General features: G+C 56.3%; 25 protein-coding genes. 9 read left to right on the forward strand and 16 right to left on the reverse strand.

Features of this window, described 5'->3' with window-relative positions; all coding sequences use genetic code 11:
* Positions 1-59 precede the first annotated feature (59 nt).
* The 3 genes from argF to arcA all read right to left on the reverse strand — a co-directional run bounded on the left by argF (position 60) and on the right by arcA (position 3,353).
* A complete protein-coding gene (argF, locus tag G5195_RS14205) occupies positions 60-1,064 on the reverse strand; it encodes an ornithine carbamoyltransferase (RefSeq protein WP_005339721.1) in 1,005 nt (334 codons plus the stop codon).
* Positions 1,065-1,143: 79 nt separating this feature from the next.
* The gene (arcC, locus tag G5195_RS14210; RefSeq protein ID WP_005339719.1) at positions 1,144-2,070 is read right to left on the reverse strand and encodes a carbamate kinase; all 927 of its coding nucleotides are present in this window, start codon (positions 2,068-2,070) and stop codon (positions 1,144-1,146) included.
* A gap of 62 nt (positions 2,071-2,132) precedes the next feature.
* Positions 2,133-3,353, reverse strand: a complete 1,221-nt coding sequence (arcA, locus tag G5195_RS14215) for an arginine deiminase (RefSeq protein ID WP_005339718.1) — start codon at positions 3,351-3,353, stop codon at positions 2,133-2,135.
* A 747-nt stretch (positions 3,354-4,100) separates the two neighbouring features.
* On the opposite strand from arcA, the gene G5195_RS14220 reads away from it, so the two are divergent.
* The 3 genes from G5195_RS14220 to G5195_RS14230 all read left to right on the forward strand — a co-directional run bounded on the left by G5195_RS14220 (position 4,101) and on the right by G5195_RS14230 (position 5,392).
* Positions 4,101-4,277 carry a hypothetical protein gene (locus tag G5195_RS14220; protein ID WP_421172631.1) on the forward strand — a complete coding sequence of 59 codons (177 nt, stop codon included), beginning with the start codon at positions 4,101-4,103 and terminating at the stop codon, positions 4,275-4,277.
* Between the two features lie 97 nt (positions 4,278-4,374).
* Entirely contained in the window at positions 4,375-5,022 is a 648-nt protein-coding gene (locus tag G5195_RS14225; RefSeq protein ID WP_216952274.1) for an AAA family ATPase, read from the forward strand.
* A 1-nt stretch (position 5,023) separates the two neighbouring features.
* A complete protein-coding gene (locus G5195_RS14230; protein WP_216952276.1) occupies positions 5,024-5,392 on the forward strand; it encodes a CopG family transcriptional regulator in 369 nt (122 codons plus the stop codon).
* Between the two features lie 735 nt (positions 5,393-6,127).
* Here the strand turns inward: G5195_RS14230 and hemN are convergent.
* The 4 genes from hemN to G5195_RS14250 all read right to left on the reverse strand — a co-directional run bounded on the left by hemN (position 6,128) and on the right by G5195_RS14250 (position 10,026).
* Positions 6,128-7,501, reverse strand: coding sequence for an oxygen-independent coproporphyrinogen III oxidase (gene hemN, locus G5195_RS14235; RefSeq protein ID WP_266135228.1), 1,374 nt, complete (start codon positions 7,499-7,501; stop codon positions 6,128-6,130).
* Positions 7,502-7,532: 31 nt separating this feature from the next.
* Positions 7,533-7,973 (reverse strand): DUF2489 domain-containing protein, encoded by a 441-nt coding sequence (locus G5195_RS14240; protein WP_164537978.1) that lies wholly within the window; start codon positions 7,971-7,973, stop codon positions 7,533-7,535.
* Positions 7,974-7,984: 11 nt separating this feature from the next.
* Positions 7,985-8,572, reverse strand: coding sequence for a Der GTPase-activating protein YihI (gene yihI, locus G5195_RS14245; protein WP_266135229.1), 588 nt, complete (start codon positions 8,570-8,572; stop codon positions 7,985-7,987).
* An 836-nt stretch (positions 8,573-9,408) separates the two neighbouring features.
* A complete protein-coding gene (locus G5195_RS14250) occupies positions 9,409-10,026 on the reverse strand; it encodes a c-type cytochrome (protein WP_005339710.1) in 618 nt (205 codons plus the stop codon).
* A gap of 142 nt (positions 10,027-10,168) precedes the next feature.
* Between G5195_RS14250 and yihA the strand changes: the two genes are divergently transcribed.
* The gene (gene yihA / locus G5195_RS14255; RefSeq protein WP_026034975.1) at positions 10,169-10,825 is read left to right on the forward strand and encodes a ribosome biogenesis GTP-binding protein YihA/YsxC; all 657 of its coding nucleotides are present in this window, start codon (positions 10,169-10,171) and stop codon (positions 10,823-10,825) included.
* A gap of 775 nt (positions 10,826-11,600) precedes the next feature.
* On the opposite strand, the gene G5195_RS14260 is transcribed toward yihA, so the two are convergent.
* The 9 genes from G5195_RS14260 to G5195_RS14300 all read right to left on the reverse strand — a co-directional run bounded on the left by G5195_RS14260 (position 11,601) and on the right by G5195_RS14300 (position 18,368).
* Positions 11,601-11,861 (reverse strand): DUF1488 domain-containing protein, encoded by a 261-nt coding sequence (locus tag G5195_RS14260; RefSeq protein WP_019445781.1) that lies wholly within the window; start codon positions 11,859-11,861, stop codon positions 11,601-11,603.
* On the reverse strand, positions 11,858-12,679 hold the full coding sequence (gene aroE / locus G5195_RS14265; RefSeq protein ID WP_421222998.1) for a shikimate dehydrogenase: 822 nt from the start codon (positions 12,677-12,679) through the stop codon (positions 11,858-11,860). The genes G5195_RS14260 and aroE overlap by 4 nt, the downstream gene beginning before the upstream one ends.
* 103 nt (positions 12,680-12,782) lie before the next feature.
* Entirely contained in the window at positions 12,783-13,691 is a 909-nt protein-coding gene (hemF, locus tag G5195_RS14270; protein ID WP_421222996.1) for an oxygen-dependent coproporphyrinogen oxidase, read from the reverse strand.
* 112 nt (positions 13,692-13,803) lie between these two features.
* Positions 13,804-14,364: a Sua5/YciO/YrdC/YwlC family protein gene (locus G5195_RS14275; protein ID WP_064338962.1), complete on the reverse strand. Its 561-nt coding sequence runs from the start codon at positions 14,362-14,364 to the stop codon at positions 13,804-13,806.
* A gap of 135 nt (positions 14,365-14,499) precedes the next feature.
* The gene (purE, locus tag G5195_RS14280) at positions 14,500-15,003 is read right to left on the reverse strand and encodes a 5-(carboxyamino)imidazole ribonucleotide mutase (RefSeq protein WP_064338963.1); all 504 of its coding nucleotides are present in this window, start codon (positions 15,001-15,003) and stop codon (positions 14,500-14,502) included.
* A gap of 74 nt (positions 15,004-15,077) precedes the next feature.
* Positions 15,078-15,635 carry a type I DNA topoisomerase gene (locus tag G5195_RS14285; protein ID WP_005339702.1) on the reverse strand — a complete coding sequence of 186 codons (558 nt, stop codon included), beginning with the start codon at positions 15,633-15,635 and terminating at the stop codon, positions 15,078-15,080.
* 55 nt (positions 15,636-15,690) lie between these two features.
* Positions 15,691-16,164: a DUF494 family protein gene (locus G5195_RS14290; RefSeq protein WP_005341954.1), complete on the reverse strand. Its 474-nt coding sequence runs from the start codon at positions 16,162-16,164 to the stop codon at positions 15,691-15,693.
* Positions 16,157-17,272 (reverse strand): DNA-processing protein DprA, encoded by a 1,116-nt coding sequence (gene dprA, locus G5195_RS14295; RefSeq protein WP_421222993.1) that lies wholly within the window; start codon positions 17,270-17,272, stop codon positions 16,157-16,159. Before dprA ends, G5195_RS14290 begins: the two co-directional genes overlap by 8 nt.
* A gap of 1 nt (position 17,273) precedes the next feature.
* Positions 17,274-18,368, reverse strand: a complete 1,095-nt coding sequence (locus G5195_RS14300; protein WP_421222991.1) for a LysM peptidoglycan-binding domain-containing protein — start codon at positions 18,366-18,368, stop codon at positions 17,274-17,276.
* Between the two features lie 108 nt (positions 18,369-18,476).
* Between G5195_RS14300 and def the strand changes: the two genes are divergently transcribed.
* The 5 genes from def to G5195_RS14325 all read left to right on the forward strand — a co-directional run bounded on the left by def (position 18,477) and on the right by G5195_RS14325 (position 24,302).
* The gene (gene def, locus G5195_RS14305) at positions 18,477-18,989 is read left to right on the forward strand and encodes a peptide deformylase (protein WP_216952294.1); all 513 of its coding nucleotides are present in this window, start codon (positions 18,477-18,479) and stop codon (positions 18,987-18,989) included.
* A 12-nt stretch (positions 18,990-19,001) separates the two neighbouring features.
* Complete coding sequence (gene fmt / locus G5195_RS14310; RefSeq protein ID WP_421172637.1) at positions 19,002-19,946, forward strand: methionyl-tRNA formyltransferase; 945 nt, start codon at positions 19,002-19,004, stop codon at positions 19,944-19,946.
* 60 nt (positions 19,947-20,006) lie between these two features.
* Complete coding sequence (gene rsmB / locus G5195_RS14315; RefSeq protein ID WP_069555587.1) at positions 20,007-21,299, forward strand: 16S rRNA (cytosine(967)-C(5))-methyltransferase RsmB; 1,293 nt, start codon at positions 20,007-20,009, stop codon at positions 21,297-21,299.
* A gap of 87 nt (positions 21,300-21,386) precedes the next feature.
* The gene (gene trkA / locus G5195_RS14320) at positions 21,387-22,763 is read left to right on the forward strand and encodes a Trk system potassium transporter TrkA (RefSeq protein WP_005339689.1); all 1,377 of its coding nucleotides are present in this window, start codon (positions 21,387-21,389) and stop codon (positions 22,761-22,763) included.
* Between the two features lie 96 nt (positions 22,764-22,859).
* A complete protein-coding gene (locus tag G5195_RS14325; protein ID WP_216952300.1) occupies positions 22,860-24,302 on the forward strand; it encodes a TrkH family potassium uptake protein in 1,443 nt (480 codons plus the stop codon).
* The last annotated feature ends 89 nt before the right edge of the window (positions 24,303-24,391 follow it).

A 24,391-nucleotide genomic window follows, 5' to 3' on the forward strand; every position in this document is an offset into this window, starting at 1 on the left:
ATGCCGCTGTCACATGGTCGAAAAGCCGGGGGTCGCCCCCCGGCACCACTACTGCGACCTTAGTCGCCCAGCGTAGCAACCATCACTGCCTTGATGGTGTGCATCCGGTTTTCGGCCTCGTCGAACACGATGCTGTGCTCGGATTCGAACACGTCCTCGGTTACTTCCAGGCCTTTCATGCCATATTTGTCAGCCACTTCCTTGCCCATGGTGGTCTCGTCGTTGTGGAACGCCGGCAGGCAGTGCATGAACTTCACATCCGGGTTCTTGGTGGCGTTGATGACATCCATGTTGACCTGATACGGGGTCATCAGTTTGACGCGCTGATCCCAGGCTTCTTTCGCTTCACCCATGGATACCCAGACGTCGGTGTAGAGGAAGTCCGCACCCAGCACGCCCTCTTTCACATCTTCGGTCAGGGTGATGCGTGCGCCGGTCTCTTCGGCGATCAGGCGGCACTTGGCAACCAGCTCCTCTTCCGGCCAGAAAGCTTTCGGCGCGACCAGACGGATGTCCATGCCCATTTTGGCGGCGCCGACCATCAGGGAGTTACCCATGTTGTTGCGGGCATCACCCAGGTAGGCGAACTTGATTTGATCCAGACGCTTGCCCTTGCCGTGCTCCAGCATGGTCATGAAGTCGGCCAGGATCTGGGTCGGGTGGAATTCGTTGGTCAGGCCGTTCCAGACTGGGACACCGGCGTAGGCGCCCAGCTCTTCCACGATCTCCTGACCGTAGCCGCGGTATTCGATACCGTCATACATACGACCCAGTACACGGGCGGTGTCCTTCATGGACTCCTTGTGACCAATTTGGGAACCGCTCGGGCCAAGGTAGGAGACTTGCGCGCCCTGGTCGAAGGCCGCCACTTCAAACGCACAACGGGTACGGGTGGAGGTCTTCTCGAAAATCAGGGCGATGTTCTTGCCGACCAGATGCTTGCGCTCGTAGCCACCGTATTTGGCTTTTTTCAGGTCGATGGCCAGGTCGATCATGTATTGGATTTCGCGCGGGGTGAAGTCCAGCAGTTTCAGGAAGTTACGGTTACGCAGATTAAAAGCCATGATGAGTTCTCTCTATATATGTTTCAGACCAGTTCGGGCAGTAGTGTTGACTACGCATTCTCAGTACAGATGTCGGTAATTACGCATGTACGGTGCGGGTGGCGACGATATTGGTGCCGGCTTCCCCCTTGAGGATGGCGAGGCCATCTTCCAGCGAGCCGATGCCGACCATGCCGCCGGTCGCTTTGACAAATTCACAAGAGGCTTCGACTTTCGGCCCCATGGAACCTGCATCGAACTTGACCCCGGCCAGCTCGTCCGGGCTGGTGACTCGCAGCGGACGCTGGGTCGGCTTGCCCCAATCCAGATAGACGGCATCGGCATCGGTCAGGATCAGCAGGGCGTCGGCCTTGATCTGCTTGGCCAGATAGGCGGCAGACATGTCCTTGTCGATGACGGCTTCGATACCGGTCAGGCTCTGGCCATCCCAGGTCACCGGGATACCACCACCACCGGTACAGATGATGAGGTGGCCCTGGGCAATCAGGGTTTCGATGGCATCGCCTTCAACGATGCGCTGAGGCAGCGGGGACGGTACTACGCGGCGGAAGAACTTGCCGTCAGCCTTGACCACCCAGTGCTTCTCTTCTGCCAGGGTGCGGGCTTCAGCCTCTTCGTAGACGGGGCCGATAAATTTGGTCGGATTGGCAAATGCCGGATCCTTGGGATCAACCTGCACCTGGGTCAGCAGCGCGGTGACGTTGCGGCTCGGCATCAGGTTTTTCAGCTCCTGGATCAGCATGTAGCCGATCATGCCTTGGGACTCGGCACCCAGCACATCCAGCGGATAGGGGGATACCTTGGTGTAGGCGCTGTTCTGCAGGGCCAGCAGGCCGACTTGCGGGCCGTTGCCATGCACCAGCACCACGTTGTACTCCTGAGCGATCAGGGCGATGGTCTTGGCGGCAGTTGCAATGTTCTTGCGCTGGATATCCGCTTCCAGTGGCTCACCACGACGGAGCAGTGCATTGCCACCCAGAGCGACGACGACAGTTGGTTTTTTCATAGTGGTTAATCTCGAGTTTGGTTCTGTGTGGCGCCAGCTTCTGCCGGCGCCACGCCGTCTCATCAGATGCTGTCGCGTTCCATCGGGCAGCTCATGCAGCGGGCGCCGCCGCGGCCACGGCCCAGTTCATCACCCGGGATGGAGAGAACTGTGATGCCGGCCTTGTCATACTTCTCGTTGGTGTAGGTATTGCGCTCGTAACCCACCACCACGCCGGGACGTACGGTCAGTACGTTGTTGGCGTCGTTCCACTGCTCACGTTCGGCTTCGAAGCTGTCACCGCCAGTGGTGATGATCTTCAGCTGATCCACGCCCAGTGCTTTCTCGATGGCGGTGACGAAGTAACCCTCTTCCTTGATGTTCATGCCGGTGGCGCCGCCCGGAGTCAGGCTCCAGCACTGCACATCCTTGCGGATCACTTCCGGATAGACGGAGAAGGTGTCGATGTCCATGTGAGTCATGACGGTATCCAGGTGCATGCAGCTGCGATGTTTCGGCAGCTCCATGGCGATGACCTGCTTGGCCTGACCATGTTTGAACAGGCTGCGAGCCAGGTGCTCGACACCTTGCGGGGTAGTGCGCTCGGACATGCCGATCAGCACGGCGCCGCGGCCGATCACCAGTACGTCGCCACCCTCGATGGTGGAGTTGTCGTAGTCACGCTCCTCGTCACCGAAGTACTTGATGAAGTCCTGGCCGGCAAACATCGGGTGCCAGCGGTAGATGGCCTTCACATGGTTGGTCTCGCGGCGACGAGCCGGCTTGGCCATCGGGTTGATGGAGACTCCGCCATAAACCCAGCAGGAGGTGTCACGGGTAAAGAGGTGGTTGGGCAGCGGCTCGATGATGAAATCGGTCGGAGCGTGCATGCCCACTACCATGTTGACGCCGCTGTAGGGCATCTCGGAGTAAGTCAGGCCGCCGGAGAGAATGCGGGCCAGTTCGCGGTGCGGCATGTCAGCCAGGAAGCAGCGCACGTCGTTGGCAAAAGAAGAGCCGAGGCGATAGTCGGAGACCTGATGTTGCAGCAGCCAGGTTTTGGCTTCCGGCACATCCAGGGTTTCCGCCAGCAGATTGGTCAGCAGGAAAACTTCGACATTCTGATCGCGCAGTACCTGAGCGAATTTGTCGTGCTCCTGACCGGCACGTTCAACAGACAGGACGTCATCGAACAGCAGATCCTGGCAGTTGGAAGGAGTCAGACGCTTCAGACTGAGGTTGGGGCGGTGCAACATGACACGGCGCAATTGGCCAACTTCAGAACCTACATAAAATTTGCTCATGATTATATTCCGTCTAGCAGTGGTCCCTGCGAGTGATTGAATAGATTCCTTCTATTCATGCTCGTGGCTAAGGCGGGATATTCTTTATGTAGGGTAATCGGCTTATGTTCTATCCTGCCCTTGCCTTTCGAAGCCGAGGTTAGACCTGCCAATAGCAATAAACTTAGACATTGATCACATTCACTTTGAACTGAATATATTCACCTTTCAATCTATGACTCCAGTAGCAATTTACGCATTTTCCTCTCAGCAAACCCTGAATCTTCATGCAAAACCACCCCGATATATTTCAGGTTGATTCAACTTTTATTCATGCCAACTCACTGGAAAGATTAAAAGAAAAAACAAAAACACATTAAAAAACAATGAAATGGGTGGCAACTAAAATAATATCTGAATATTACTACCTGTGTATTGAATACATCGCCGTAACGAGAGGAACGCGGGAGAAATAAATACTCACATCGACCACATTCACTGCATAAATCTTTTCTTGTTCCAGATCATGGCATTGACGCCAACCCCATCAGGCCCAGCCTCATAAGTCACCGCCTCTTTTTGCGGTTCAACTTAATATGCACAAAGTCCGCATCAAGGTGGGCAGCCATCCTCGTCGGTCACCACAACGCCTTTTGATACTTTTTTCATTAATTGAATTTATTCACCTCACCTTGCGCTGGCGCCAACCTCGACTTAACTCAGAAAGTGATCCGGATCACACAGGAATGACACTACCAAGGAGTTGTTATGAAGATGAAACCCATGCTGTTGCTCGCGACTTTGCTGCTCTCTGCGCTCCCCACCCTCAGTCAGGCTGAAGGAGCCCCTGCCATACCCATGGTGGTCTGCCATGTCGACAAGGCTCCCCAGATGCTGGTGCCCGACTATGTCTGCCGCTGGCATGGCGGCAGTGTTCACTATTAACCTGCAGAACGAGAGGAGCATCACTCCTCTCGCCTTGTGATGAGCCAACCCCCTCCTATACTGAAATCAGCGGTTTTCTCATGGATAGGGGAACGTCATGATCTTGTTGGTCGGTGGGGAGAAGGGTGGCAGTGGCAAGAGCTGCCTGGCGCAAAATCTGGCGGTCTACCTCAGATCCCAATTTCAGGGAGAGGTGTTACTGGTCGACTGCGACCCGCAACGCACTACCTCGGACTGGATTCAGGAACGCAACGACAACCCGGATCTGCCACAAATCAACTGCGTTCAGCTCTATGGCAATATTCGCAACGATCTGCTTAGCCTGAAAAATCGCTATGACTACGTCATCGTCGATTGCGGCGGGCAAGACAACCGGGCACTGCGCTCCACCATGGCTGTCGCCACCCACGCCCTGATCCCCTTGCGCCCGAAACGCCGCGACCTCAAGACCCTGCCCCATATGGAAGATCTGATCACCACCTGCAAGATGGTCAATCCGACACTCAATGCAGCCGTTGTGTTGACCCAATGTCCATCTTTGCCCAATCAGGTAAAGCGGATTCTCGAGGCCAAAGAGGTATGTGCCTCGTTCGGAGTCGATGTACTGAATTCCATCACCTATGGCCGCAACGTCTACGACGATAGTGAGGAAAAGGGATTATCGGTGATGGAGATAGAACCGGATGGCAAATCTGCCGAAGAGATCCGGGCCATCGCCAAAGAGTTCCTGAAAGTGGGGGTATGAGATGGGCTTGGCGGATCTGAAGAAAAAGCATCAGCTGCATCACCAGAAGAAGTTCACTGTCGATGAATTTATCGAAGATGCTGAGTTCTACGCCAAGGGTAAACCCAAGGTTGTCAGCCTTGAGTTGAGTCTGCATAGGGATGAAGCCTTGTCGGCACTGGCCTTTATCGAGAGTGGTGAGCATCTGAAGCCCAGTTTTAAAAAAGCGACCTTCTCCATGAGTACAGTGGCCATCGATGAGCTGGGTAATCTGACCCAACAAGACGGCATGAACAAGTCCCTGCTACTGCGCCTCTTTACCCACTACTTCTCTTCGCTCACCCCTGAAGAGCGCCAAACCATCTATGAGCGCCTCAACCAGCACCTATAAATACCCCATTCACTGCTCTTTTCCTGCCGTCACACCCACATTGGGTGATCACCATCAGAGCACAGAATCTGTTTCCAAAGCAACCAAAATCCCGTGTAAGAGATCTGCCATTCCACATGTAAGTAAACAGCCTAAAAGATCCTCGAGATAATCGGAAGATAGGATCTTAAAACGTGAAGGAGATTAACTTAAGTATCTGTTTATAAATGAATAAATCGAAACACACCACTTTCGAAACAGCTAATAGAAAAAACGTTTTCCATTCTGACGTTGTAGCCGGTTAGAAAATCCTTATAGTTACTCATGCACGGACGCAATGAAGTCGGTCAGGAAGACTGGCTGCCAGGGTTGGGCAAATGGACTCACCACAGGATGTGGTAAAGGACACCTCCCGGGACGGAGAAAGTGCGACGGGACAGGATGACTCGTCAGGCCAAGATGGCTAAAGGACACCCCAAAGGATTGGGAAGGGGAAACCTAAAGGAAGAGGTAAACAGTCAGGGATTGCAGGGAGCAACTTCGTTCAAGGATCTGAGCGATACGACTACCGGGGGCGACGCAAGTCGCCCCCATCTTTTTATCTGCATTTCACCGTCCCCTTGCTTGGCTCTCAATTGCTTGCCTCAGCGCAGAGACTTCTTACCAGAACCTTTCCGACCCGCTGCTTAAGCAAAAATACATATGAAAAGGGCGCCACGATGGCGCCCTTTTCTGTTTTCTAATCGGCAAACAAGCTTATATCACGCGAGAGAACTGTTGCTGGCGCGCCTTGTTGCGCAAGTACACGTCGAAACACATGCAGATATTGCGGATCAGCAGCTGCCCCGTGGAGGAGACCTCCAGACCATCCTCCGTCATACGCACCAATCCATCGTTGATGAAGGTCTGCAGCAGCTTGAGATCGTCGGCAAAATACTCTCTGAAATTGAGACCGTGCGCCTGCTCGACAGACGCAAAGTTCAGACGGAAATCACAGATAAGCCGCTTGATCACCTCACGGCGGATCAGGTCATCCTGATTGAGCGAGCAGCCTTTCCACTGGGCATGACCCAGCTCTGCAACCTGTGCGTAATAAGCCTTGAGCTCTTTCTGGTTCTGGGAATAGGCATCACCGATCATGCTGATGGAGGAGACCCCCAACCCCAGCAGATCACAATCTCCCTGGGTGGTATAGCCCTGGAAGTTGCGGTGCAGCTTGCCCTCGCGCTGCGCCACCGCCAGCTCGTCATCGGGTTTGGCAAAATGGTCCATACCGATGAACTGATAACCCTGGCCAGTGAGGAAGGCAATGGTGTCCTGCAGCATGGCCAGTTTCTCCTGCGGCGCAGGCATATCCACCTCTTTCAACTTGCGCTGGGCGGCAAAGCGGCTCGGCAGATGGGCATAGTTGAAGATGGAGAGGCGCGCCGGATCCGTCTTGAGCACCTCTTCCAGCGTATGGTGGAAGCTGGCACGATCCTGATGCGGCAGGCCATAGATAAGGTCGAGGTTGGTCGAGCGGAAGCCAAGTTCACGGGCCCGTTCCAGCATCGCTTTAATAAAGTCGTTGTCCTGCTCGCGGTTGACTGCGACCTGTACATCCTTGTTAAAGTCCTGCACCCCGAGGCTGATGCGGTTGAAGCCGACATCTCGCAGCACATCCAGCATGGTAATGGCAATCTCGCGCGGATCGACCTCGATGCTGAACTCCCCCTCTTCGGCGAAATGGAAGTGCTCACGCAGCATGGCCATCAGACGGCGCGTTTGCGCTTCATCCAGATAGGTGGGTGTACCGCCACCCCAGTGCAGTTGGGTGACCAGACGATGCTTGAAGAGCGGGGCTTGCGCCTTGATCTCCTGCTCCAGGTAGTCGAGGTACTCGTCAGCCTTGTGCTGATGGCGGGTAATGACCTTGTTGCAGCCGCAGTAGTAGCAGAGCTTGTGACAGAAAGGGATATGAACGTAGAGCGACAGATTGCGCTCGGGATACTGGCCGGCAGCGCGGACAAAATCCGGATAGCCGAAGCTCTCGTTGAACTCCAGCGCAGTGGGATAAGAGGTGTATCGCGGGCCACTGTAGTTATATTTTTCGATCAGGGCCTGATCCCACACAATCTGTTCTGCTTGCACGCTCGCTTCCTCTCTTGTTGTTATTGTTGGCTCACCGACCTAACTGAAAATCCTTCAGCTGGGCCACATCCTTGAGGATCTGAGCCTCCAGCTCGGCCTCGTAGCCGCTGCGTTCGAGATCCATCTTCATCACTTCATTGCGCTTGAGGGCGCGTCTGGCCTCATGGGTCGGCATATCTTTCACCTTCTCATACAGCCCGTACAGACCCGGGAACTCGGCAACGAACGCTCGTCCCCCCTTGATCTGCAACGCATCCAGCAGATTGGTCAGCCGAATGGCGCCTTCGGAGTAATCGCACTGCCCCTCCTGCACCGCATGAGCAATGACCCGTACGCTCTCCAGAATTCGTTCATTGCGAGCGGTAATAGCCCGCCACTGCATCGCTTGCTGCCGTCTCAGCCTGGCCAGCAGCATGCCTGCATAGATGGCCAACCCTGACAAAATCAGGCCGCCCAACAGGGCGGCCAGCATCCATCCACTCATCACTTTTTCTTCGGCTCAGGCTTGGGTTCCGGCTTGAAATCGACCTGGTTGAAACGGTCCCACAACTCCTCTTCGGAGGCCGGTTTCTGCTCGTCGAACTCGGCGTCATCGCCATCATCAAACGGCAGCTCATCATCTTCATCATCGTCGTTGTCGATGATGCCCAGCTCATCCATCAGCTCCTGATAACGGTCGACACGCTGATCAACCCAGGCCTGCTCGGCCGCTTCCAGGGTTTCACCGGCATCAAGACGATCCAGCAGATCATTCAAGCGGTCATCGTTTTCGATGGAAGCCAGCTCCTGCTCGGGCGTCATCACCAGCTTCTTCTCTTTCACCGCCTTGGGTGCTGCCGGCTTCTTCTGTTTGTCATCCACCACCAGAACTACCGGCTTGCGGGAACCGATACGCGGATCTGTGGACTGGCTGTTGCCAGACTTGTTCTTCGGCTGTTCAACTTGCTGACGAGAACCAGCCTTCAGGCCCTTTCGCTTGGCAGCCCGTTTACGCTCACGGCCTTCCTGAGCACTGACATCAGATTCTTTGCGCTTGCCAGTAGGCTTGCGAGTGGGTTGTTTGGCAGACATGAATGGCTAACTCCGAAAATAACTGGTTTGACCCGTACCCGGGATGATCTCACCCGGTGGGATACGATGCGAGGAACAGTAGGGCTGGAACAAGAGCAGGATCCCGCACCAATCAGGCCCAATCAGGCCACTGAACACCGCAGGATCGGTATCCTCTGGGCATGTTGCTGGTATTTTGACACAGAATGGCTAATCGGGTTAATGACCCAAAAGAAAAAAGGCAGCCGAAGCTGCCTTGATATGTTCATGCGTGCGCCATCCTGAATGGCAAAACAATCTGTTTCGTCCTCTCCGTGACAACTTGTCGCCGCATCATATCATTGTGTGGTCATCCTGACCTTATATTGGTCGTTCCTGAATGTGCGTGTGCCTGTTTGACCCGTCTCGACCGCATCCTGCCATCGTGCCGGGGAGTCTGCATCCCGCAACCCCATCCCGCTCCGGAGATGGTCACCATCCTGATCCTTCAATCCTTTGCCAGCTCATCCGAGCCCATGGCATCCCGCCACGCCAGCCATCCTCTGCTCACAACACCCTGTCGTGAGACCGCCACCCAATCCGTGGGTGAATCCATTAAGCCTACTGTACCAACTCTATAAAGCGGCTCAATCCACTCAAAACATTCTCAACATGTCGAAAAATATCAATATTTATATAATCTGTTGATAAATAATGATTATTTAATATTTTATGCAATTTTATGAGCCTTGGCCTGCCTTGAGAATGGGAGATCTCTTACAGAACGGGGGGATTAAACCGAGAATTATCTGAAAGCCATAAAAACAACGGGGAGCCCAGGCTCCCCGTTTCAACTCAAATCGACCGTATCGACTATATCAGTGCAGACCCGCCACATATTTGGAGAGGGCTTCGATATCCTGATCAGTCAGTTTCTTGGCAACGTCCCGCATCATGCCATTCGGATCGTTGTCACGCGTCCCGGCACGGAATGCGGTGAGCTGAGCCTTGATATAGGCAGGATGCTGGCCGGACAGGTTTGGATACTTCGCCTGTTCGACACCCGAGCCACGGGGACCATGGCAAGCCGTACAAGCTGCCAGACCGCGACTCATGTCACCACCCATATAGAGTGCCTTGCCCGCTTCGACCACGTCGTCAGGGACAGCGATAGGGGTAACCTTCAGGCTGGAGAAATAAGCCGCCAGGTCATCCATGTCCTGTTCCGACAAAGGTAACGCCATCGGCCCCATCACTGGCGCAACCCGGCCAATTTGACCAGAAGCGGCAGCCTTCAGTTCAACTAACTGCTTTTTGATATATGATGCGTGCTGACCAGCAATTTTGGGGTACATATCAACCAGGCTGTTTCCGTCCGGTCCATGACAAGCCGCACAAACGGCAGCCTTGGTCTGTCCCGCAGCGGCATCGCCCTTGGCTTGTGCCATCCCCGTTACGCCAACCATCAGAGCAAGAGTAATGACTAGGTTCTTCATGGCGTTCCAACTTTTCGTTATTAGGCTTCCAGATCCCATGCCGCTGAAGGCATGTTAAAATAAACGCGTTTAAGCGACGCTATTTTACACCATTTTACAAAAAAGTAACTCTATAACCCTCTATCTCCATGGGGAATTTACGTTGGATACACAAACTCTGAATTTCAATAAGGTGCATTTTGTGACCAGCGCACCCGACATCCGTCACCTGCCAAATGATGGGGGTGTCGAGATCGCGTTTGCCGGCCGTTCCAACGCTGGTAAGTCATCTGCATTGAACACCTTAACCAAACACAAGAACCTGGCGCGCACCAGTAAGACACCCGGACGTACCCAGCTGATCAACCTGTTTGAGCTGGAACCGGGCAAGCGTCTGGTCGACTTGCCGGGTTATGGTTATGCGCAAGTTCCGCTGGAAATGAAGCTCAAGTGGCAAAAGTCACTGGCAGAGTATCTGCAGCGCCGTGAGTCATTGAAAGGTCTAGTGATCCTGATGGACATCCGCCACCCGCTCAAAGATACCGACATGAACATGCTGGAATGGAGCTCACACCGTCAGCTGCCCGTCATGCTGCTGCTGACCAAGGCTGACAAACTGAGCCCCGGCCCGCGCAACAACCAGGTGATCAAGGTGCGCCAGGCCGTTGCCAACCTCGGTTCCCAGATCCAGGTCGAAGCGTTCTCCTCCCTCACCAATATCGGTGTGGAGAAGCTGGCGCAAACCCTGACCGAATGGTACGTCAGTGGTGACGATACCGACCTGCTGGACGCTGACGAACAGCAACCTGCCGAGGAGTAATCTACTCCTCGCTCTCCTTGCAATTGGCGGAGCACTCCTCCGCTGATTGAAAGGGTTTCAGATTGCCGCTTTCACCTGCCTCACGACGAACACCCCGCATTCGGCTCCCTTGCTATATCTATTACCGCTTACAGTTCATATAGATAGGCAGTTAATTCACACAAAGAATTAACTTAAGTAGGCGTTGATAGCGTTTTCAAATTCGTTCTTTCAAAACGAACCAGAATTACAAAAAGAGACAAAAATGAAATTTAATTACAAGATCTAACCAAAAGGGATAAAAATGAGGCCGGACGACAGTGATGCCATCCAGCCTGAAATAATAAGTTCAAAAATTGGGAAGAAGCTGAATCTTGAGTACCAGACGACAGGTATTCCTCAAGAAGCAGCCTCATTCTATCAAATGCATCGTCAATTTAAAGCATTTACTCTAAATGATGCGCATAAAAAAACACCCCGACGAGAACCTCATCGGGGCAGCTATTCAGCCACATTCAATTACGTGAAATAAAAGGTCTGAAAGATAGAACATCTTACCTCTGTACCCTACGCAGACAACTGTACAGCAAAGCAGCAGAAAGTGAAAGTAATTTATGTAATTTAGTTTCACAACTTACAGATTAAGAAAAAATCTTTTATTTTCATGCAGATAAAAAAATCCCCAGTACGAATACCGGGGGGTTATAAAGGTGACTAGCTAGCACTTCCTCAACTATCTAGTTAGTCAGCGCCATTTCAAAGTAGTTCCGCTACAAAACAAAAAAACTTTGAAAAATCAGAGATAGATAGCGCCATCTTCAGCAAACTCTTGTTCTTCAATGAGTTTTTCAGCCATATCTTCAATATCAAAACGCACACTTTCGAAGGCTCTGACGATGTCATCCTCTCTCGTCAGCGCCAGACCTGTCATTCTCTCCAGTCGCCGCTGGCTGATGTAACAATCTATCAACGCCCCCATCTGCTGGGCAGGAAAACGCACCCGCTGTTCGTCAGCCTGCCACTCCATCAGGTCAGGAAACAGAATACCCTGGTTCATATCACCCCCAAGTTACGCTTCAACTCTCTCAATACCTGTTTAGTCCCGGGACGAATTCCGCGCCACACGGTAAACGCTTCGGCGGCCTGTTCCACCAGCATGCCGAGTCCATCCATGGTTTGACGGGCCCCATGCTGTTTGGCCCAACTGATAAACGCCGTATCCGAGGCGCCATACATCATTTCGTAGATAGCAATATCCGTGTGGATCAGGGTGGGGGCCAACGGCGGCAGCTCTCCTTGCAGGCTGGCAGAAGTCGAATTGATGACGAGATCGAATGGCCCTGCCAACTGCTCATAGGTCTGGGCAGTCACAGGCCCCAGATCGCAGAATTCGGCAGCCAACTGTTGCGCTTTTGTGTGGGTGCGGTTGGCGATCACCAGCTCGCTCGGCAACTCAGCCAGCAGCGGCGCCAATGCACCACGAGCCGCGCCACCGGCACCCAGCAGCAGGATCCGGCTATCAGCCAGCGTCACACCATGGGACTTGAGATCGGCGACCAGACCGGCGCCATCGGTATTATCCCCCAGCAACACGCCATCATCGGTCAGCTTGATGGTATTGACCGCTTGAGCCCGCTTGGCCCTCGGGCTCAAGCGATCGACCAGAGTGAATGCCTGCTCCTTGAAGGGAACGGTGACATTGCATCCCTTGCCCCCTTGGTCAAAGAAGGTGCGCAGGGCTTGGGCAAACTCGTCGACGGCAGGTTCAGCCAGCCCATACTCCAGCTCTTGCTGGGTTTGTCTGGCAAACAGGGTGTGAATGAAGGGGGACTTGCTGTGGCGCACAGGGTGGCCAAAAACCAGATAACGATCCATCAAAGAGTTCCATCAGAGGGCAATATTCCGATTTAACGGGTTTTCACTCTCGGGAACAAGCCGAATAACGGCCAGTAAAAAGGGACCATCATGGTCCCTCTGGTCACAGCCACTCTCGCGGCGTGAGGTAATCGGTGTAGAGCAAGGCTTCAGGAGTGCCCGCCTCCGGCTGCCAGTCATACTCCCAACGGGCCAGCGGTGGCATCGACATCAGGATCGACTCGGTACGTCCGCCGGTCTGCAACCCGAACAGGGTGCCACGGTCATACACCAGATTGAACTCCACATAACGGCCGCGACGATAGAGCTGGAACTCCCGCTCCCGCTCGCCATAGGGTAGAACCTTGCGTCGTTCAATGATCGGCAGGTAAGCATCAAGATAACCCCAACCTACCGCCTGCATAAAGGCAAAGCAGTCGGCAAAGGGCCAGCGATTCAGATCGTCGAAGAAGAGACCGCCCACCCCCCGTGTCTCGTTGCGGTGCTTGAGGAAGAAGTAGCGATCGCACCAAGATTTGAACTCGGGGTAGATCTCATCACCGAACGGCTGGCAGAGATCACGGGAGACCTGATGCCAATGCTGCACATCCTCGGCAAACGGGTAGAAAGGCGTCAAATCGAAGCCACCGCCAAACCACCAAATGGGCTCTTCACCCTCTTTCTCGGCAATGAAGAAACGGACGTTGGCGTGGCTGGTCGGCACATAGGGGTTGTGCGGATGGATCACCAGCGACACGCCCATAGCCTCGAACTTGCGACCGGCCAACTCTGGCCGATGGGCTGTAGCAGAGGCAGGCATGGCATCGCCATAGACATGGGAGAAGTTGACGCCCCCCTGCTCGATCACCGCGCCGTGGCGCAGCACACGGGTGCGACCACCACCACCGCCTTCACGGCTCCAGGCATCTTCCACAAAGTGCCCACTGCCGTCGGCCTGCTCCAGACCACGGCAGATCTCGTCCTGCAACTGCAACAGGAAGGCCTTGACCTGGGCCACATCCGGTTTGCTCATCTTGTCTCCAGTCAGGCAGGATCGTGAACGCCCTGTCCATTTTTATAGTTAAATCAATCCGGTGAGCTCACCGCTCAGCGGATTGATGGCAAATCATGACGCATCCGCCCGCTCAGGAGGGGCGAATAATGGCACCGGTTCGGGCGTCCTTGATCTCTGATGGGTTGGCTTGACCACCCACTTCACCGGGCAGGATATAGGCCAACTTGCTTGCCAGCCGCTCACCAATATCGGCCACCCGGCGGGCAGGCTCCTCACCGGTCAGGTTGGCGCTGGTAGAGACCAGCGGCTTGCCAAATGCACGGCACAACGCCTGCACCTGAGGATGAGCCGTCACGCGCACCGCCAGGGTCTCGAACTGCCCGGTCAGCCAGGTCGGCGTCGTTGCACGGGCAGGCATGATCCAAGTAAAGGGGCCGGGCCAGCTGGCTTCAACCCGAGCCAGTTGTTCACCGCTAAGCTGGCTCAGATCGATGTAATCCTGCAATTGCTCTACGTCGGCAGCAATCAGGATCAACCCCTTCTCAACCGGACGCTGTTTGATGGCCAGCAGTCGCTGCACCGCCACTTCGGAGTCGGGATCACAACCCAGACCAAACACGGCCTCGGTCGCATAAGCAATCACCCCTTCCTGTTGGAGGGCGGCAACCGCCTGTTCAAATTCATTTGGCATAGGAAAAATGCGGCAGCCACGCTGCCGCCTCGTCACTTAGTAGCAAGTTGAATCCGTATGGCGGCGACCATGGCAAAGTGACGTGTTGCTGTTGCACAGGAAAAATACGACACATCCGGATCGCCACCTATTCACTTACTTGAGTTGAGCCTGCAGGGCGGCATCCTTGGCCATCACCTCTTCAGCATTCTTCTGGCGTTCGGCCCGAACCTTGGCCGCCAGTTCATCATCGGCTACTGCCAGCATCTGGGCTGCCAGATAACCTGCGTTCTTGGCACCGGCTTTGCCGATCGCCACGGTCGCCACCGGTACACCACCCGGCATCTGCACGGTGGAGAGTAGCGCATCCAGCCCCTTGAGCGGGCCACCATCGATGGGCACCCCGATCACAGGACGAGTCGTGATGCCGGCTACGGCACCCGCCAGGTGCGCCGCCAGACCGGCAGCACAGATAAAGACCTTGCAGCCACGGGCCTCGGCCTCGGTCACATACTGATGGGTCGCAGCCGGCGTGCGGTGCGCGGAGGTGACTTTGACTTCCACTGCGATATCAAATGACTTGAGCACCTCGAGGGTAGTCTGCATCACGGGGAAATCAGAATCAGAGCCCATCAATACGGCAACAAAGGGTTTATTCATGGTGGGAATTTCCTTACTCCAAGTGGGGGGTTGAAGTTCACCGAAAACGTTTCAATCCGGTTGCGGCGGCGGGATTATACCTGCTCACTTTGGTGGCCGCATTTCTTTTGCGGACAGACCCAACGCAGAGTTCCCCTCACTTTTTTCTCTACCATGATGCCCCAACCACACGCGGGACAAGGCATGGGGATCGGCTTGTCGTTCACCACATATTTGCAGTGTGGATAGCCATCACAGGAGTAAAACTGCTTGCCGTAGCGGGAGGTGCGGCTCACCAGATGACCCTTGCCGCACTCGGGGCAGAGGATCTGGGTATCGTCGCTCTCCTGCAGGGATTCGATGTGCTGACAGGCCGGATACTGGGTACAACCGACAAACAGACCGTAACGCCCCTTCTTGATCGCCAACGGCTCTCCGCAATCGGGACAGGCAGAGCCTTCGAGCACCTTTTCGATGTCGCGGCCGGATGGCGTCAGGGAGCGAATGTAATCACAGGCAGGATAGGCAGAACAGCCGAGAAAGGGACCATGTTTGCCCTGGCGGATCACCAGCTCGGCCCCGCACTGCGGGCACGGCTCGCGCTCGAAGGCATGTTCGTGGGCTGAAAAGAGGTGATGATCGATTTTTGACATGGGCCGCGCCTTGAAATCCAGATGGCCTGAATTCTACCAGCGCGGCACCGGACTGTCAGTGAATGACGCCGTCTGACTCATCAAACACCAGCTCTTCCATCTGCTGGTAGGCATTTTCACTGCCCGGTACGTTGAACAGCACCATCATGACGACCCACTTCAGGTCATCCAGCTCGATATCCGGCTTGTCCAACTCGAGCAGACGCTCGATACAGATCTCGCGGGTTTCGGCATTCAGTACCTGGGCCTGTTCCAGAAAGAGCAGGAACCCGCGGCACTCGGTGCTGAGGCGTGCCAGCTCTTGCGGGGCATAGATACGCATCGAGCCTTGCGCGCTGGCGGCCACATAGACCTCCCGCTCGCTATCATGCAGATTGGCCAGTCGCTCCAACCAGTCGAGCGCCTTGTCGATCTCCTCCTTGTCAAAACCGGCTCGGCTCAACTCTTCGGTGAGTTCATTCTGCTCGACCATCACATCTGCATCGCTGTGGATGTAGGTCTCGAAAAGGTACATCAATACATCAAACATGATTCGCCCTCCTCGCTCTGACGTATCCACCGGCTACCGCCATCACTGCACCGACCAACTCCAGCTCTACCAACCTGCCCAATACCACTTCGACAGGAAGCTGGGTCCGCTCGGCAACGGTATCCACGCTCGTGGTCTCGTAATCTACGTTATCCAACAAATCAGCATAAGGCAATTCGCTATTATGCTGTTGCTCAGATGGTATGGCCGACGGATCTGGCCGTGCGAACCACTCTGGCAACTCTTCCACTATATCGGCCGCACTCAGCACAAGTTTGGCCCCCTGCTGAATTAATCTGTTGCACCCTATCGCCTGGGCGTTTTGCGGGGCGCCGGGTACCGCAAACACTTCGCGCCCCTGCTCCAGTGCATAGCGAGCGGTGATCAGCGAACCACTCTGCTCGGTCGCCTCCACCACCAGAGTTCCCAACGACAGACCACTGATAATACGGTTGCGACGAGGAAAATGTTCAGCCAGCGGCCCTTTATCCGGCGCCAGCTCGGAGATAAGCAAACCACCTTTCTCCAGAATCTGACCTGCCAGTCCCTGATGGCGTTTGGGGTAGAGGCAATCCAGCCCGGAGCCCAACACGGCAAGGGTGATACCACCACAAGCCAGCGCCTGCTGATGGCAAACACCATCGATACCGAGCGCAAGGCCCGAGGTGATGGCGAACCCGCATCTAACCAGTTCGCTACAGAGACGGGACGCGTTATCTTTGCCTGCATAGGTGGGATGACGTGTCCCCACCATCGCCAGCTGGGGTAGCGACAGCGCTTCAAGATCGCCACGGCAGTAGAGCAACAGGGGGGCCGCGGGAATTTCACGCAACAAGGGCGGATAAACAGGGTGATCTTGCGGAACAAGGAGATTGCCAGGTAACGCGGCCCAAGCCAGACTCTGCTCAACAACCGGCGAGGGCCAGCGCAGTTGTTTGATCTGCTCTGACGACAGCCCCATACCGTGCAACTGTGTTTCATCGCTCTGAAACAGAGCATCAATCGAACCGCCGATCTGCTCCAGCAGCCGAACTGCGGTTACAGGGCCGATTCCGGTAACCGCATTGAGGGTTAACCAGAGCGCCAAGCGCTCATCGGGGTAGTGCACGTCAGAAGTGAGTGACCTGATAACCCGAGCTCACCATGTCCTTGCTCTGCATGATGAGGCCATAACTCAGCTTGTCATACACCTTGAACAACATGACGCGGGCAATCGCTTCAGAGGGCAGTGGTGCCTTCTGGTTGCCACTACTGTAGAACACCTTGTCGTAGACAGAGGAGAACTCCTTGTATTTCACTGCACCATTCTTGGTGACCAGCGCAGCCCCCGGACGCCGAACATCGAGCACATCGCCCGCGGAGAGTTGATCCCGAGCGCCTTTGTTAATCAAGACCACATCAAACTTGCCCCCTCCCCTGGCTTTGCTCGGCAAGTCGATGATGTAGCCAGGGGCAATCGCCGGGGCAGCCTTGGGCATGAAAACCGCAGGCATGTTCTCCTGAGGGGGCAGCTCCATAATCTTGTCACCCTGCAATACTTCACGCTGGTTGTGGGTGAGAGTAACTTCGCTCCGATCATCATCCAGCAGCGCTACCGCACGCACCACGCCTGCAAAGATGGCCTCCTGACCCAAAAGCTCACCTGTCTCGCGATCCTTGTAGACCACCCCGGGATGATAGATGCCATACATCTTGCCCGGTATCAGAGCTCCCTGCACATAGAGGGTGTCCCCCTCAAGCATTCCAATGTGCTTTTCGTCTGAACCCAGCAAATAGGGCAGCATTTTCTGCTGCTGACTGTCGGCCAAAATATGGTCCGTCTGCAAAAAGGGACCTATCTCGCTGAAGGGCAGAGTAGGGATAGGATTTGCCTTGCTCTCATAACGGGTTTTCGGGCCGAGACGGATGACCTGTTTGTCCCCCTGCATCGCTTTGCCCAGCCGGGGCTCACCATTGACCCAGCTCAGGTGCAGCACGTCCCCTGGGTAGATCCAGTGCGGATTGGCAATCTGTGGATTGATGTTCCAGAGCCGGGGCCACAGCCATGGCTCAGAGAGATATTTGCCGGAGATATCCCACAGGGTATCGCCTTTTTGCACTACATAGCTTTCGGGATAACCCGCTTTCAACCTCAGCTGATCGGCCAGAGCAGCTTGGCTCATGGTCACCAGCAGGCAGGTGAGGATGGTTTGCTTCAGATACATAACACTCCCTGTTACCTCTGCGCGCAAAGTGTTGCTGTTTTTTGTCGGCGTAAATGACTAGAATTACGCCAATATTGACTGCATTTATACGAAACTAAAGAAAAAACTATGGCCATTCTAGATGTATTGCGTTTTCCCGATGAGCGTCTGCGTACTATCGCAGCCCCTGTCGAGACCTTTACACCCGAGTTACAACAAATTGTAGATGATATGTTCGAAACCATGTATGCGGAGGAAGGCATTGGCCTAGCCGCAACGCAGGTGGATATTCATCAACGCATCATAGTGATCGATGTCTCTGAAAACCGTGAAGATCCTCTGGTATTGATCAATCCGGAAGTGATCTCCCAGTGTGGCAGCACCGGCATTGAAGAGGGTTGTCTCTCCGTGCCTGGCAGCCGCGCTCTGGTGCCTCGCGCTGAGCAGATCAAGATCCGCGCCCTGGATCGCCACGGCAAACCGTTCGAGCTGGAAGCGGACGACCTGCTCGCCATCTGTATCCAGCACGAGATGGACCACCTGATGGGCAAGTTGTTCGTGGATTACCTGTCCCCGCTCAAGCGCCAGCGCATTCGCCAGAAGCTGGAAAAGATGGCCCGTGAAGATCGCAAAGTCCTCTGAGGATCTGCCCCATTGAATAAGCTGAAACTGATTTTTGCCGGTACTCCCGACTTCGCCGCCCGTCACCTGGCGGCGTTGTTGTCTTCCGACCACGAGGTCGTTGCCGTTTATACCCAGCCCGACAAGCCCGCCGGCCGTGGCCAGAAGCTCACCGCCAGCCCGGTCAAAGAGCTGGCACTGGCCCACAACCTGCCGGTTTACCAGCCCGCTACCCTGCGCAAGGAAGAGGCGCAAGCCGAACTGGCCGCCCTTGGCGCAGACCTGATGGTCGTGGTGGCCTATGGCCTGATCCTGCCCAAGGCGGTACTCGATACCCCGCGTCTGGGCTGCATCAACGTCCATGGCTCCCTGCTGCCCCGCTGGCGTGGCGCGGCACCGATCCAGCGCTCAATCTGGGCGGGCGATAGCGAAACCGGCGTCACCATCATGCAGATGGATGTGGGGCTGGATACCGGCGCCATGATCCGCAAGGTAAGCTGCCCCATCGCCGCCGACGAGACCTCTGCCAGCCTCTATGACAAGCTGGCAGAGCTGGGTCCGCAGGCGCTGGTCGACACCATCGATGCCATGGCTGCCGGTGAAACCGCTGCCGAGGCGCAAGATGATGCGCTGGCCAACTACGCCGAAAAGCTCTCCAAGGAAGAGGCCCGCATCGACTGGTCGATGGAGGCTGTTGCCATCGAACGCTGCATCCGCTCGTTCAACCCCTGGCCCATCAGCTGGTTTGAAGTAGCTGACCAGACCATCAAGGTATGGCAAGCCGCCGTCATCGACATCGACCACGGCCAACCCGCCGGCACCCTGCTCAAGGCCGACAAGCAGGGGATCGATATCGCGACCGGCAAAGGGGTACTGCGCCTGCTGACCCTGCAACCGCCCGGCAAGAAGGCGATGTCCGTTTCGGATCTGCTCAACTCTCGCCGCGACTGGTTTGAACCCGGCACGCAATTGAATTGAACTGGATTGAATTGACACAAGCGGGGCCCAGGCCCCGACTTGCGCATCTAAGGTAACTCTATGAAAACACGTGCACAGGCCGCTCTCGTTATTCAACAGGTGCTGGATCAGGGTCAATCCCTCTCCGCTGTTCTGCCTGCTGCCCAGGAGAAGGTCGCGCCTCGCGATCGTGCTCTCCTGCAAGAACTCTGCTACGGCACCCTGCGCTGGCTGCCCCGCCTCGATGCGGCAGTCAACGAGATGATGGACAAGCCGCTCAAGAACAAGAGCCGCATTTTCCACTACCTCATCCTGGTCGGTCTCTATCAGCTCATCTACACCCGCATTCCGGCTCACGCCGCGGTGGCCGAGACCGTCAACGCCGTCAAACTGCTCAAAGGCACCTCACTGCGTGGCCTCATCAACGGCGTGCTGCGCAACTTCCAGCGCAGCGCCGAAGTCATTCTGCTGCGCATCGACCGCGTTCCCAGCATTCGCCTCGGTCATCCGGAGTGGCTCACCAAGCGCCTGCGTCAGGCCTATCACGATGAGTGGGAATTCATCATGGAGGCGAACAACCAACGCCCTCCCATGTGGATCCGCAACAACAGCCAGCGCCAGAGCCGCGATGCCATGCTGGCTCGCATGGCTGAAGTCGGCATCAATGCCGTGGCCGGTGAAGAGGGCGAGGATTGCATCCTGCTGGAGCGACCTTGCGATGTGACCAAGCTGCCCGGCTTCGAGGTCGGTGACTGCTCGGTACAGGATGGTGCCGCACAACAGGCCGCGGCACTGCTCGACCCACAACCGGGTGAGTGGGTACTGGATGCCTGCGCGGCACCCGGTGGCAAGACTGCCCACCTGCTGGAGCGTCAGCCCAAGCTGGCTGGCGTGGTCGCCGTCGATGCCGACGAAAACCGCCTCAAGCGAGTGCAGGAGAACCTGGACCGCATCGGCCTCACCGCCAAGGTGATCCATGGCGATGCCGCGGCACCGGAACAGTGGTGGCCGGAGGGTCAGTTCGACCGCATCCTGCTGGATGCCCCCTGCTCCGCCACCGGCGTCATCCGTCGCCATCCCGACATCAAGTGGTTGCGCCGTGATCAGGACATCCGCGAGCTGGCCGAGCTGCAGCGCCGTATTCTCAATGCCCTCTGGGGCAAGCTGAAAAGCGGTGGCACCCTGCTCTACGCTACCTGCTCCGTCCTGCCGGAAGAGAACCGCGAACAGATCCGTGCCTTCCTTGCCGCGACCAAAGATGCCAAATTGGTACCGCTGCACGAACAGGACACCCCGGACTGCCCGGGCCGCCAGTTCCTGCCGGGTGAAGCCGAGATGGATGGCTTCTACTACGCCAAACTGGTCAAGCTCTGAGCCGGGCATGACAAACCTCATTCGGGAGAGCCGCCAGCTCCGTTCTGGCGCTCCCCTTTACTGCCTCAACGTGAGTAGACGTTCCCTATGAAAATCATCATTTTGGGAGCCGGCCAAGTCGGCGGCACCCTGGCCGAGAACCTGGCCGGGGAGAACAACGACATCACCATCGTCGACACCGACAGCGAGCGCCTGCGCGAACTGCAGGACAAGTTTGACCTGCGGGTAGTCAACGGGCACGGCGCCCACCCCAAGGTGCTGCGCGAAGCGGGGGCTCAGGATGCCGACATGCTGGTCGCCGTCACCAACAGTGACGAGACCAACATGATCGCCTGTCAGGTGGCCTACTCCCTGTTCAACACCCCGAACAAGGTGGCGCGGATCCGCTCACCAGCCTATCTGACCGAACGGGATCGCCTGTTCCTGCCGGAATCGGTGCCGGTGGATCACCTGATCGCGCCGGAGCAGCTGGTGACCGACTATGTTCGTCGCCTGATCGAGTATCCGGGTGCCCTGCAAGTGGTTGATTTCGCTGGTGGCCGCGTCGGTCTCGTGGCGGTCAAGGCCTACTACGGTGGCCCGCTGGTAGGTAACGCCCTCTCCACCCTGCGCGAGCACATGCCCAACATCGAGACCCGGGTAGCGGCCATCTTCCGTCAGGGCCGCCCGATCCGCCCGCAAGGTACCACCATCATCGAAGCGGATGACGAGGTCTTCTTCGTCGCCGCCGCGGGCCATATCCGTGCCGTGATGTCTGAGCTGCAGCGCCTCGAGAGCCCCTACCGCCGCATCATGATCGTCGGTGGTGGCAACATCGGCGCGGGTCTCGCCCGCCAGCTGGAGAAGCGCTACAGCGTCAAGCTCATCGAGCGCAACCAGAAGCGGGCGGAGCAGCTCTCCGAACTGCTGGAGAACACCATCGTCTTCTGCGGCGATGCGGCGGATCAGGAGCTGCTGGCAGAGGAGCACATCGACCAAATCGACGTCTTCATCGCCGTGACCAACGAGGATGAGGCCAACATCATGTCGGCGCTGCTCGCCAAGAAGATGGGTGCCAAGAAGACCATGGTGCTGATCCAGCGCGGCGCTTACGTGGATCTGGTGCAGGGTGGCTCCATCGATATCGCCATCTCGCCCCAACAGGCCACCATCTCGGCCCTGCTGACCCATGTGCGCCGAGCCGATATCGCCAACGTCTACAGCCTACGCCGCGGCGCTGCCGAGGCGATCGAGGCAATTGCCCACGGTGACGAGAACACCTCCAAGGTGGTCGGCAAGACGGTGGGCGAGCTCAAGCTGCCGCCGGGTACCACTATCGGTGCCGTAGTGCGCGGGGATGAGGTGCTGATCGCCCACGATCGTACCAAGATCCAGCAGGATGACCACGTGGTCATGTTCCTGGTGGACAAGAAGTACATCCCGGAAGTGGAGCGGCTGTTCCAGCCAAGCCCCTTCTTCCTGTAACGTCTTCATGCGCACAGGCTGTCAAACCAGACCCGGCTCAGCTCCTCCAAGGGGATGGTCCGGGTCTTTTGTTAATCAACGACCAGGTTATCGAACATGATCAAACTGCGTCCCATTATCTTCACCCTCGGGCTGGTGCTCTCCAAGCTGGCGCTCTTCATGTGGCTGCCCACCTTGCTGGCACTGCTCACCGGGTCAGAGGGATTTGTCGAGTTTCTCAAGTCCGTGCTGATCACCCACGGCGCCGCCCTGCTCTGCCTCCATTACGGCCGCAAGGCGGAGTTTCATCTGGGGGTGCGGGAGATGTTCCTGCTCACCACCTCGGTCTGGGTGGTTGCCTGTATCTTCGGGGCGCTGCCCTTTGTCTTCATCACCCACATCAACTTTACCGACGCCTACTTCGAGACCATGTCGGGGGTGACCACCACGGGCTCTACCGTGCTATCCGGCCTCGACAACATGGCCCACAGCATCCTGTTGTGGCGATCCATCCTACAGTGGCTGGGGGGGGTCGGCTTTATCGTGATGGCGGTTGCCGTACTGCCCTATCTCAACGTCGGCGGCATGAAGCTGTTCCAGACCGAGAGCTCGGACTGGTCAGACAAAAGCGCCCCGCGTGCCAAGACGGTCGCCAACAACATCGTTGTGGTCTATCTGGTGCTCTCCATGCTCTGCTTCATGGCCTACTGGGCCAGCGGCATGAATATGTTCGAGGCGATCAACCACGCCATGACCACCCTCAGTACCGGCGGCTACTCCACCTCCGATCAATCCATGTCCCACTTCTCCAACTCGGCACACTGGATTGGCACCCTGTTCATGTTCCTCGGCGGCCTGCCCTTTCTACTCTATGTGCAGAGCCTGAATCACAGGGACTACAGCCTGCTCAAGGATGCCCAGGTGCGCGGCTTCTTCTGGCTGGTGGTGTGGGTCACAGTCATCATGACCTTCTATCTGTGGGAGAGAGATCTGTTCGGCTTCTGGGATGCCCTGCGCATCAGCTGCTTCAACATCGTCTCGGTACTCACCACCACCGGCTATGGTCTTGGTGACTTCGGCACCTGGGGGCCGCTCGCCAGCATCGTCTTCATCGTGCTGCTGGCTCTTGGGGCCTGCTCTGGCTCCACTGCGGGCGGCCTCAAGATCTTCCGGGTACAGGTGGCCTTTGCCCTGTTCAAGAAGCAGATGCGCCAACTGATGCACCCTTCCGGCGTATTTCCCCAGAAGTACAACGGCCGGACAGTCAATGACGCCATCATCCGCTCAATGATCTCCTTCGTGCTGGCCTACTTCGCCATCATTCTGATGATAGCCGCACTGCTGGGCGCCATCGGGCTTGACCCCCTGACAGCCATATCCAGCTCCATCACCGCCGTTGCCAACGTCGGCCCGGGCATGGGCCCGGTGGTCGGCCCCAGCACCAACTTTGCCAGCCTGCCGGAATCGGCCAAATGGCTGCTGTCATTCGGCATGCTGCTGGGACGACTGGAGATCCTGACGGTCGCCGTGCTCTTCTTCCCCTCCTTCTGGCGCCAGTAACGCTCACCGTAATGTCTAGTCCTGAAATAGGTTTACACATTTTCAACTAGCATTTCTCTACTCAGAACCCCCTATGTACCGCATCGGGG

The sequence above is a fragment of the Aeromonas sp. 601039 genome (assembly GCF_049174415.1).
Lineage (GTDB): Bacteria > Pseudomonadota > Gammaproteobacteria > Enterobacterales > Aeromonadaceae > Aeromonas > Aeromonas veronii_A.

Coding starts and splice junctions, on each gene's coding strand:
- argF (WP_005339721.1), bottom strand. CDS start 1,064: ATGGCTTTTAATCTGCGTAACCGTAACTTCCTGAAACTGCTGGACTTC.
- arcC (WP_005339719.1), bottom strand. CDS start 2,070: ATGAAAAAACCAACTGTCGTCGTCGCTCTGGGTGGCAATGCACTGCTC.
- arcA (WP_005339718.1), bottom strand. CDS start 3,353: ATGAGCAAATTTTATGTAGGTTCTGAAGTTGGCCAATTGCGCCGTGTC.
- G5195_RS14220 (WP_421172631.1), top strand. CDS start 4,101: ATGAAGATGAAACCCATGCTGTTGCTCGCGACTTTGCTGCTCTCTGCG.
- G5195_RS14225 (WP_216952274.1), top strand. CDS start 4,375: ATGATCTTGTTGGTCGGTGGGGAGAAGGGTGGCAGTGGCAAGAGCTGC.
- G5195_RS14230 (WP_216952276.1), top strand. CDS start 5,024: ATGGGCTTGGCGGATCTGAAGAAAAAGCATCAGCTGCATCACCAGAAG.
- G5195_RS14240 (WP_164537978.1), bottom strand. CDS start 7,973: ATGCTGGCCGCCCTGTTGGGCGGCCTGATTTTGTCAGGGTTGGCCATC.
- yihI (WP_266135229.1), bottom strand. CDS start 8,572: ATGTCTGCCAAACAACCCACTCGCAAGCCTACTGGCAAGCGCAAAGAA.
- G5195_RS14250 (WP_005339710.1), bottom strand. CDS start 10,026: ATGAAGAACCTAGTCATTACTCTTGCTCTGATGGTTGGCGTAACGGGG.
- G5195_RS14260 (WP_019445781.1), bottom strand. CDS start 11,861: ATGAACCAGGGTATTCTGTTTCCTGACCTGATGGAGTGGCAGGCTGAC.
- aroE (WP_421222998.1), bottom strand. CDS start 12,679: ATGGATCGTTATCTGGTTTTTGGCCACCCTGTGCGCCACAGCAAGTCC.
- hemF (WP_421222996.1), bottom strand. CDS start 13,691: ATGAGCAAACCGGATGTGGCCCAGGTCAAGGCCTTCCTGTTGCAGTTG.
- G5195_RS14275 (WP_064338962.1), bottom strand. CDS start 14,364: ATGCCAAATGAATTTGAACAGGCGGTTGCCGCCCTCCAACAGGAAGGG.
- purE (WP_064338963.1), bottom strand. CDS start 15,003: ATGAATAAACCCTTTGTTGCCGTATTGATGGGCTCTGATTCTGATTTC.
- G5195_RS14285 (WP_005339702.1), bottom strand. CDS start 15,635: ATGTCAAAAATCGATCATCACCTCTTTTCAGCCCACGAACATGCCTTC.
- G5195_RS14290 (WP_005341954.1), bottom strand. CDS start 16,164: ATGTTTGATGTATTGATGTACCTTTTCGAGACCTACATCCACAGCGAT.
- G5195_RS14300 (WP_421222991.1), bottom strand. CDS start 18,368: ATGTATCTGAAGCAAACCATCCTCACCTGCCTGCTGGTGACCATGAGC.
- def (WP_216952294.1), top strand. CDS start 18,477: ATGGCCATTCTAGATGTATTGCGTTTTCCCGATGAGCGTCTGCGTACT.
- rsmB (WP_069555587.1), top strand. CDS start 20,007: ATGAAAACACGTGCACAGGCCGCTCTCGTTATTCAACAGGTGCTGGAT.
- trkA (WP_005339689.1), top strand. CDS start 21,387: ATGAAAATCATCATTTTGGGAGCCGGCCAAGTCGGCGGCACCCTGGCC.
- G5195_RS14325 (WP_216952300.1), top strand. CDS start 22,860: ATGATCAAACTGCGTCCCATTATCTTCACCCTCGGGCTGGTGCTCTCC.